General features: G+C 73.0%; 8 protein-coding genes and 1 pseudogene. 6 read left to right on the forward strand and 3 right to left on the reverse strand.

Going from position 1 to position 8131, the window contains the following annotated elements; genetic code table 11:
• Nucleotides 1–133 precede the first annotated feature (133 nt).
• From ACFWIS_RS28480 to ACFWIS_RS28490, 3 genes are all read left to right on the forward strand, one after another.
• A complete protein-coding gene (locus ACFWIS_RS28480; RefSeq protein ID WP_380458243.1) occupies nt 134–2038 on the forward strand; it encodes an autotransporter in 1905 nt (634 codons plus the stop codon).
• A 127-nt stretch (nt 2039–2165) separates the two neighbouring features.
• Nucleotides 2166–3464: an arsenic transporter gene (locus ACFWIS_RS28485; RefSeq protein WP_380458241.1), complete on the forward strand. Its 1299-nt coding sequence runs from the start codon at nt 2166–2168 to the stop codon at nt 3462–3464.
• 37 nt (nt 3465–3501) lie between these two features.
• Complete coding sequence (locus ACFWIS_RS28490) at nt 3502–3993, forward strand: universal stress protein (RefSeq protein WP_380458239.1); 492 nt, start codon at nt 3502–3504, stop codon at nt 3991–3993.
• Between the two features lie 52 nt (nt 3994–4045).
• Here ACFWIS_RS28490 and ACFWIS_RS28495 read toward each other — a convergent pair whose 3' ends face one another.
• Together ACFWIS_RS28495 and ACFWIS_RS28500 are read right to left on the reverse strand one after the other, a co-directional pair.
• Nucleotides 4046–4183: a hypothetical protein gene (locus ACFWIS_RS28495; RefSeq protein ID WP_380458237.1), complete on the reverse strand. Its 138-nt coding sequence runs from the start codon at nt 4181–4183 to the stop codon at nt 4046–4048.
• Between the two features lie 42 nt (nt 4184–4225).
• Nucleotides 4226–4468 (reverse strand): hypothetical protein, encoded by a 243-nt coding sequence (locus ACFWIS_RS28500; protein ID WP_380458235.1) that lies wholly within the window; start codon nt 4466–4468, stop codon nt 4226–4228.
• A 275-nt stretch (nt 4469–4743) separates the two neighbouring features.
• Between ACFWIS_RS28500 and ACFWIS_RS28505 the strand changes: the two genes are divergently transcribed.
• From ACFWIS_RS28505 to ACFWIS_RS28515, 3 genes and pseudogenes are all read left to right on the forward strand, one after another.
• On the forward strand, nt 4744–5250 hold the full coding sequence (locus ACFWIS_RS28505) for an FCD domain-containing protein (RefSeq protein ID WP_380458233.1): 507 nt from the start codon (nt 4744–4746) through the stop codon (nt 5248–5250).
• Nucleotides 5247–6908: an allantoin permease gene (locus ACFWIS_RS28510; RefSeq protein WP_380458231.1), complete on the forward strand. Its 1662-nt coding sequence runs from the start codon at nt 5247–5249 to the stop codon at nt 6906–6908. The genes ACFWIS_RS28505 and ACFWIS_RS28510 overlap by 4 nt, the downstream gene beginning before the upstream one ends.
• Before the next feature lies 1 nt (nt 6909).
• A pseudogene (locus tag ACFWIS_RS28515) lies at nt 6910–7080 on the forward strand (C4-dicarboxylate transporter DctA); the annotation flags it as partial.
• 102 nt (nt 7081–7182) lie between these two features.
• On the opposite strand, the gene ACFWIS_RS28520 reads toward ACFWIS_RS28515, so the two are convergent.
• Complete coding sequence (locus ACFWIS_RS28520; RefSeq protein WP_380458229.1) at nt 7183–7947, reverse strand: hypothetical protein; 765 nt, start codon at nt 7945–7947, stop codon at nt 7183–7185.
• Nucleotides 7948–8131 lie beyond the last annotated feature (184 nt).

Raw genomic sequence — 8131 nt, forward strand, 5'->3', positions numbered from 1 at the left:
AGCCGGGTACCCCCCCCCCCCCCCCGGGGGGCGGGCCGCCCCCCGCGGGCCCCCCCCCACCGCCCTGTTCTGCCCGCACCAGGAAGCACCCCCGATGAAACGTTCATGGCATGCACTGCTGGCGGCAACCACAGTGGCAGCGACCACCGTGCCCCTGGCCCTGGCCCCGTCCGCCGCCCACGCGGCGGACGGCGACATCACCGCGTCGATCCTCGCCAACACCGACGTCGTCCTCGGCGGGAACGCCGTCGTGAACGTACCGCCCGGGACACACACCTACTCGGGAGTCATCAGCGGGCAGGGATCCCTGCGGATCTCCGGCACCGGCACCCTGGTCCTCACCAAGGACAGCACCTTCACCCTGCCCGGCTCCCAGCAGGGCCAGTCCGTCAGCACTCCCGGCGGGAACCACCCCTACGTGCTCGTCGCCAACCCCGACCGCCCGGCGATCACGGTCGACGCCGGTGCCACCCTCCAGTACGGCAACGGCGGATCCACCGGACTGATCGGCGCCTTCCCCTACAACTCGCCGGGCTACCAGCAGAACCAGGACAACATCCGGGTGGACGGCACCCTGAACCTGTCGCTCACCCGCCTGTTCAACCTGGGCACCATCAGCGGCTCAGGGACGATCGTCCAGCCCCGAAACACGTGGGGGACGCTCCAGCTCTGCGGAAGCAGTCCTTTCTCGGGGGTGCTCGACATCGGCACGGGCGCCAACTACGCCGCCACCACCTGTCCGGCCGACCTGCCGAACGCCAAGGCCGTCGTCAACCGCGGCTCGTGGATCATCGACACCCCGCTGAACCAGACCGTCGTCCAACGCCAGAACTTCTACAGCCGCGAGTACGGCAACGACGTCAACGTCCATTCCCGGCCCGGCAGCAAGGTCGTCCTGACGGGCGTCTACAGCTACAGCGACAACACCGACACGGCCGCGCCCACGCTGGGCAACGGCAACCTCAACTGGGTGACGGTGCCGCACAAGTCGAACAAGCGCGGCACCAACATCGAGGGTGCCGACGTCCATTGGGGGGACGGCACCACCCACCAGATCTTCATGCCGGGCACGGCCGAGACGGTGTACATCAACCTGCACGCCAGGCCGCAGCGCTCACGGCTCACCTTCGACTACAACGGCCCCGTCACCCTCGGCGCGCCCATCGGCGGGGGGATCTACCACGACACCCTCTCCACTCCCGGCGGGGGCGACATCGTCATCGCCGGCACCGCCGGGAACGACGTAACCTTCGCCGCCGCGCAGTTCTACGACGGTTCCACGACCATCCAGCGGGGCGCCACCCTGCGCCTCGGATCCGGCGCGGCGGGAGCCGACGGCAGCCTCTACACCAAGGGCACCCTCGACACGATCAGCGACGACGGATCACTGATCGTCCAGAACGCCCGGACGCCCGCGACCCTGCCCCCGGTGTCCGGCTCCGGATCGCTCACCCAGGACGGCACCGCGACGACGACCCTGACCGCCGCGGCCTACACCGGCGCCACCACCGTCACCAAGGGCACGCTCGCGCTGGCCGGCGCATCGCTCACCGCCTCCAGCGGGGTCGCCCTCACCGGTGCGACCGCGGTCCTCGACCTCGGCGCCGCGAAATCCACCACGCTGCGCAAGCTGGACGTGGTCACGGGCGCGAAGATCATCCTGCCCGACGGAGCCCAGAGCTTCACCGTGGGCTCCCAGGAGACCGCGCTCAGCGGTGACACCCTCAGCGCGGGAGGAACCACCTTCTCGGTCGCCCGCACGGGCGGCCAGATCGAGCTGACGGCCACCACGGCGGCCACCCCGACGGCCACTTCGAGCACCCCACCCGCGGCGAACCCCACGGACGGGCCCACCGCCGGCTCACCCAACGATCCGACCGCCACCCAGGCCGCGCCCCAGGCGGGTGGCGGCACACCCTGGGCGGCACTCGGCGCGGCCGCCGCAGCCCTGGCGGCCGCGGCCGGCGCCGTCGTCCTCATCCGCAAACGCCGGAGCAGGCGCAGCAGCAACCACCGCCCTCGGCGCCGCCGCCGCTGACACCGGCCCGCAGGAAATCCGCTCGCCTCCCCGCTCGATCGGCGTTAGCGTCCGCCAGTGTGATGACAGCGGACGACGGCCGCCGCCGGGCCGCCCGAGGTGCTGTCACCTGGGATGCTCTGGTTCGATGGGGGGCCGCCCGTCACCGTCACCCGCGAGGAGCAGGACCCTGAGTACGTCGTTCGCAGAAGCGCTGTCCGTGGGACTGCTGGTCCTCGTCCTGGTGTGCGCGGTGGCGCGACCGTGGGGGTGGCCGGAGGCGGTGGTGGCGGTGCCCGCGGCCGGGCTGGTGGTGGTCACCGGGGCGATCCCGCCGGACCACGCGCTGGCCGAGGCCGAGCGGCTCGGGCCGGTGATCGGGTTCCTGGCGGCCGTGCTGGTGTTGGCGCAGCTCTGCGACGACGAGGGCCTCTTCCAGGCCTGCGGGGCCTGGATGGCCCGCACCGCGGCCGGGAGTCCGCGCAGGCTGCTGGCGCAGGTGTTCGTCGTCGCGTCCGTGGTCACGGCGGTGCTCAGCCTGGACGCCACGGTGGTGCTGCTGACACCGGTCGTGTTCGCCACCGCGGCCCGGCTCGGCGCCCGCCCGAAGCCGCACCTGTACGCCTGCACCCACCTCTCCAACACCGCCTCGCTGCTGCTGCCGGTCTCCAACCTCACCAACCTGCTGGCCCTGAGCGCCAGCGGGCTGAGCTTCACCCGCTTCGCCGCCTTGATGGCGCTGCCCTGGCTGGCGGCGATCGCCGTCGAGTACGCGGTGCTGCGGCGGTTCTTCGCCACCGACCTGGAGACGGGCAGCGCGACCGGCGGCGAGGTGGCGGCGCCGCAGATGCCGCTGTTCGCGCTGCTCACCGTGGCGGGCACGCTGGTCGGCTTCGTGCTGACCTCGGTGATCGGGATCGACCCGGCCTGGGCGGCGTTCGCCGGGGCCCTCGTGCTGGCCGTCCGGGCGCTCGTCCGGCGCCGCACCACACCCGTGGCGATCGTGCGCTCGGCCGCCGTGCCGTTCCTGGCCTTCGTCCTCGCGCTCGGCATCGTGGTCCGCGCGGTGGTGGACAACGGACTGGCCTCCGCGCTCGGACACCTGGTCCCGCACGGCACCTCGCTGGCCGCCCTGCTGGGTATCGCCGCGCTGGCGGCCGTACTGGCGAACGTCATCAACAACCTGCCCGCGACGCTCGTCCTGCTCCCGCTGGCCGTCCCCTCCGGCCCGGGTGCCGTCCTGGCCGTGCTGCTGGGGGTGAACATCGGGCCCAACCTGACCTACGCCGGGTCGCTGGCCACCCTGCTGTGGCGGCGGATCGTGCGCGAGCACGACACCGAGATCGGCCTGGGCGAGTTCACCCGGCTCGGGCTGCTCGTGGTGCCCGCTGCCCTGGCGCTCGCCGTGGTGGCACTCTGGGGCTCCCTGCAGATCATCGGAGCATGAGAATCAGCGCATTCAGCGCACGAGGAGGCCGACGCCCGTGACCATCGTCGTCTGGATCACCGAGGGCACCTGGCCCGCCTGTGTCGATGCCGCCCGCGCCCACGCGCCGCGGTCGGCCGACATCGTCCTGCTTCACGTCAGCGGCCCCGACGTCCCCGGAGTCGCGCACGGCGCGTTCGCCGGGCTGCTCGGCCGCGGCCACCGCGAACGCGACCCCGGCGACCGGGTGGAACGCCTCGCGGCCACCTCCGCCCAGCAGCTCCTGGACGCCGCCGCCGAGCGCCTCGGCCGCCCGTGCACCCGTGCGGAGCGCACCGGCCGGACCGAGCGCGAGGTGGTCGCGGCGGCCGAGGGGGCCGAGCTGCTGGTCCTCGCCCGGGACGGTGACCGCTCCCGGCTCGGACCGCACAGCCTCGGCCCCGCCACCCGCTTCGTGGTCGACCACGCCCCCTGCCCCGTGCTGCTCGTCTGGCCGGAGCCGGCGCCGGGCGCCGACACCCTGCCTCCGCCGCCGCCCCAGCACGGATAGCAGGGGCCGCCCGCGGGGTCAGTGCCCGGCGGCCGGGCCCGGGATTCCTCGGTCACGGGGGGCTCGTCGTTGAGGCGGCCGGGGTGAGGCCGTCGACGACGACGGGCGTCGCGCCGAATCCGGCCTCGGCCAGGGCCTCCGGGATCGCGTCCAGCAGCGGCCTCCGGGGCCGCCTCACAGCCTCGGGCATCCCATGTATCGAGACGCGGAGACCGGGCCGGGTGGGCTGGGCTCAGGACTCGGCATCGGCCGTCTGCGGGATCCCGTAGAGCTCGGCGTAGCGCCCCTTCCGGGCCACCAGTTCCCGGTGCGAGCCGACCTCCTCGAGGTGGCCGCCGTCCAGCACCACGATGAGGTCCGCGCCGATCAGTGCGATCAGCAGCCGTGGTCGGGCGTCCCGCAAGGGGCGCAGCAGCAGGACGGTACCGGCGCCCCACGAGCGAATGGCGCCGTCGAAGCGATTCGGCTCGAACATTCCGCCAAATCTGCCAGGGCTCTTGATGGTGTGCCGAACTATATATACAGCAATGAAATGTCCATTGGATTCATCGAACCGGCGTCGAACAATCGGCGAACCGAAGGACAGGGAGCACCAGGCGCACCGGAGTGCGGGGAGAGCGGGGGCACAGGGAGAACGGGGAGAACGGGGAGAACGGCCTGACAGACCGCGGGGCCGGTGAAGTTCCGGTAACGAGCCGTTCACGCGGGGCGGTCTGCCGGGGAAACACGTGATTCCTAGCGTGTCCGCCCATGGATGCGAGGCCGTATACGCCCCTGGTCACCGCGCCGGCCGCGGCCACGGTGCCCGTGCCCTCGCTGCGCGAGGCGGTCTGCACCGAGCTCGACCGCTGGTACGCGATGCGGGAGGACCCGCCCGCCCCCGACCCGCGGTTCGTCGTCCAGGACGAACGCTTCCACGCCGAACCCTCCCGCGCCTCCGGCAACCCCGCGCTCACCGACGCCCTGGCGGCGGTCAACGAGCGCATCCGCCGGGTGCGGATGTACGACTTCCTCTCCGCGGACCGGGTCGGCACCACCGTCACCGAGCACATCGAGATCATGGAGCTCATCCGCGACGGGCGCCTCGACGAGGGCTACCGCACCCTGCACGCCCACGTCGGCGACTCGATGGCCGTCGTGCTGGAACAGGCCCAGCGCGCCATGACCCAGATGGCCGTACACGCCGACTGCCTCTGGGCCCCACAACCCGCACCGCCCCACGCCCCCACACCCCCGACCGGAAGGGCTGGCCCATGAGCACCACCGAGTCTCGTACGACCACCACGACCGCACCACCCGGCATCGAGACGAGCCAGGCGACGAAGGAGACCCTGGAGGACTACACCCTCCGCTTCGCCCCGCGCAGCTACCGCCGCTGGACCCCGATGGTGGTGGCGACCACCGCGCTCGGCGGCATCGCCTACATGGCCGACTTCTCCATCGGCGCCGGCATCGGCCTGGCCCACGGCACCGGCAACGCGCTCCTGGCGATCGCCGTGGCAGCGGTGGTCATCTTCGTCACCGGCTTCCCGCTCGCCTACTACGGCGCCCGCTACAACATCGACCTCGACCTGATCACCCGCGGCGCCGGCTTCGGCTACTACGGCTCGGTGCTGACCAGCGTCATCTTCGCCAGCTTCACCTTCATCTTCTTCGCCCTCGAGGGCTCGATCATGGCCCAGGGCCTCAAGCTCGGCCTCGGGCTCCCGCTGTGGCTGGGCTACGCGGTCTCCACGCTGATGGTGATCCCGCTGGTGATCTACGGGATGAAGGCGCTCAGCAAGCTCCAGGTGTGGACGACGCCGGTCTGGCTGGTGCTGATGGTCGCCCCGCTGGTGTACCTGATCGCCGACGATCCCGGCAGTGTCGACCGCTTCCTCTCCTACGCGGGCACCCACGGCGAGGGCGGCGTCAACACCGCCTCCGTGCTCCTCGGCGCCGGTGTCTGCCTGTCCCTGATCGCGCAGATCGGCGAGCAGATCGACTACCTGCGCTTCATGCCGCCCAGGACCGAAGCCAACAAGCGCAGTTGGTGGACGGCCGTGGTCATGGCCGGGCCGGGCTGGGTGGTGCTCGGCGCCTTGAAGCAGGCCATCGGCGTCTTCCTCGCCGTCTACATCCTCGCCAAGGTCGGCGCGGACGCCGCCCCCGAACCGATCCAGCAGTTCCGGGGCGCCTTCGACGCGATGATGCCCTCCTGGCTCGTCGTGCCGCTCGCCGTGGCCCTCGTCGTGATCAGCCAGATCAAGATCAACGTCACCAACGCCTACTCCGGCTCGCTGGCCTGGACGAACTCCTTCACCCGCGTCACCCGGCACTACCCCGGCCGGATGGTCTTCGTCCTGGTCAACCTGGGCTTCGCGCTCGCCCTGATGGAGGCCGACATGTTCAGCTTCCTCAACAGCGTCCTGGGCTTCTACTCGAACTGCGCGATCGCCTGGGTCGTCACCGTCGCCACCGACATCGGCGTCAACAAGTACCTGCTGAAGCTCTCCCCGCTCCAGCCCGAGTTCCGCCGGGGCATGCTGTACGCCGTCAACCCGGTCGGCGTGGTGGCCTTCGTCGCCGCCTCGGGGCTGTCCATCGCCATGTACTTCCACGCCCTCGGCGACACCCTCCAGCCGTACTCGCCGGTGGCCGCCGCCGTCATCGCCTTCCTCCTCACCCCGCTGACGGCGGTCGTCACCAAGGGCCGCTACTACCTGCGCCGCACCGGCGACGGCATCGACGAGCCCCTGCTGGACGCCGAGGGCAACCCCAGCGCCGTCACCCTCGACTGCCACGTCTGCCACCAGCCGTACGAGCGCCCCGACCTGACGGCCTGCGCCGCCCACGAGGCGGCCGTCTGCTCGCTCTGCCTCAGCACCGACAAGGCCGGCGACCACCTGCTGCCCGCCCAGCCGACCGCCGCCTGAGCCCCGAGCGCCCATGGCACTGCTGCTCGCGGCGGACCGGCTGATGGACACCATGCGAGTGGTCACCAACCTGCTCGGCAACTGCGTGGCGACCTTCGTGGTGGCCCGCTGGGAGGGGCTGCTGGACGTCGCCCGCGCCAAGGCCGTCCTGGCGGGCGAGCAGGTGCCGGCCCTGGTGGAGCAGGGGTGGACGGTGCGGCGGCCGACCACCCGGCCCCGGAACGCCCGGCACCCGCCGTGGCCGTGCCGGTGCCCGCGATCGACTGAGCGCGCGTCACGGCGCCTGCGGCGGCAGCGCCTGCCACGGGGCGTTCGGCACCTGCTCGCCGTCCGCCCGCCCGGCGGGCTCCACCACGGCGGGGCCGGACAGGCCCGGCAGGTCCGCCTCGACCCGGCCGAGCCGGCCGTCCGCGTCCACCCAGTACCTGAGGTGCGGCCGGGCGCCCTCGGCCGGCGGCGGACCGGCGAAGACGGTGTAGCGGTGGCCGCCGAGGGTGGCGGTGCGCAGCCGGCGGGGGCCCGCCTGGGCGAGCAGTTGGGGGTTGTCGGGGCGGTCGGCGCCCAGGGCCATGGCGAGGCGCAGCGCGGCGTCCAGCGGGTCGGCGGTGTAGGCGCGCGGCGACCAGGCCTGGTGCGGCAGGTCGGCTGCGGTGCGGGCGGGGGTGTCGGTGGCGGCGCCGGGGGCGAGGCCGAGGCCCCGGTCGTCCCAGACCAGCAGCCCGTCGGTGCCGCCGTCCCGCTGGTGGTACGCGCCGACGGCGTGGTGGCTGCGGTAGTCGACCAGGCCGTCCACGACCACGGCCCGCCCGGGCGCGGGGACGGTGATCCGGACCCGGAGCGGGCTGGCCTCGAAGGTGGTCAGCCGGGAGACGGCGAGCAGCCCGGCCTCGTCGGTGGTCACCGGCCGCTCGCCCTCCCCGGGGGTGGCGGCGGCCCACACCGCCCCGGCGGCGAGCGCCCCGGCGAGGGCGGTGGCCCCGGCGAACAGGACGAGCGGACGGCGGAACCAGCGGCGGCGGGGGTGTCGGAGTTTCAGCACGCTGGACAGTCCAGCGCCCCACAGGCCCGGCCCGCCCCCAACACGCGCGGCCGGTCACCCGTCAGGGCCTGCCGGTCAGGGCCTGCCGGTCAGGGCCTGCCGGTCAGGGGGAACACGACGGGGGCCGGGGCGCGGGGCGGCCCCACCCCCCCCCCCCCCCCCGCGGGGCAGGCGCACGCCGGGG

The sequence above is a fragment of the Kitasatospora sp. NPDC127060 genome (genome assembly GCF_042724935.1).
Lineage (GTDB): Bacteria > Actinomycetota > Actinomycetes > Streptomycetales > Streptomycetaceae > Kitasatospora.

What these genes read in the sequence shown, in the direction of transcription:
- ACFWIS_RS28500 (WP_380458235.1), bottom strand. Translation starts at nt 4,468, where the DNA reads ATGTTCGAGCCGAATCGCTTCGACGGCGCCATTCGCTCGTGGGGCGCC.
- ACFWIS_RS28495 (WP_380458237.1), bottom strand. Translation starts at nt 4,183, where the DNA reads ATGCCCGAGGCTGTGAGGCGGCCCCGGAGGCCGCTGCTGGACGCGATC.
- ACFWIS_RS28485 (WP_380458241.1), top strand. Translation starts at nt 2,166, where the DNA reads ATGGGGGGCCGCCCGTCACCGTCACCCGCGAGGAGCAGGACCCTGAGT.
- ACFWIS_RS28510 (WP_380458231.1), top strand. Translation starts at nt 5,247, where the DNA reads ATGAGCACCACCGAGTCTCGTACGACCACCACGACCGCACCACCCGGC.
- ACFWIS_RS28505 (WP_380458233.1), top strand. Translation starts at nt 4,744, where the DNA reads ATGGATGCGAGGCCGTATACGCCCCTGGTCACCGCGCCGGCCGCGGCC.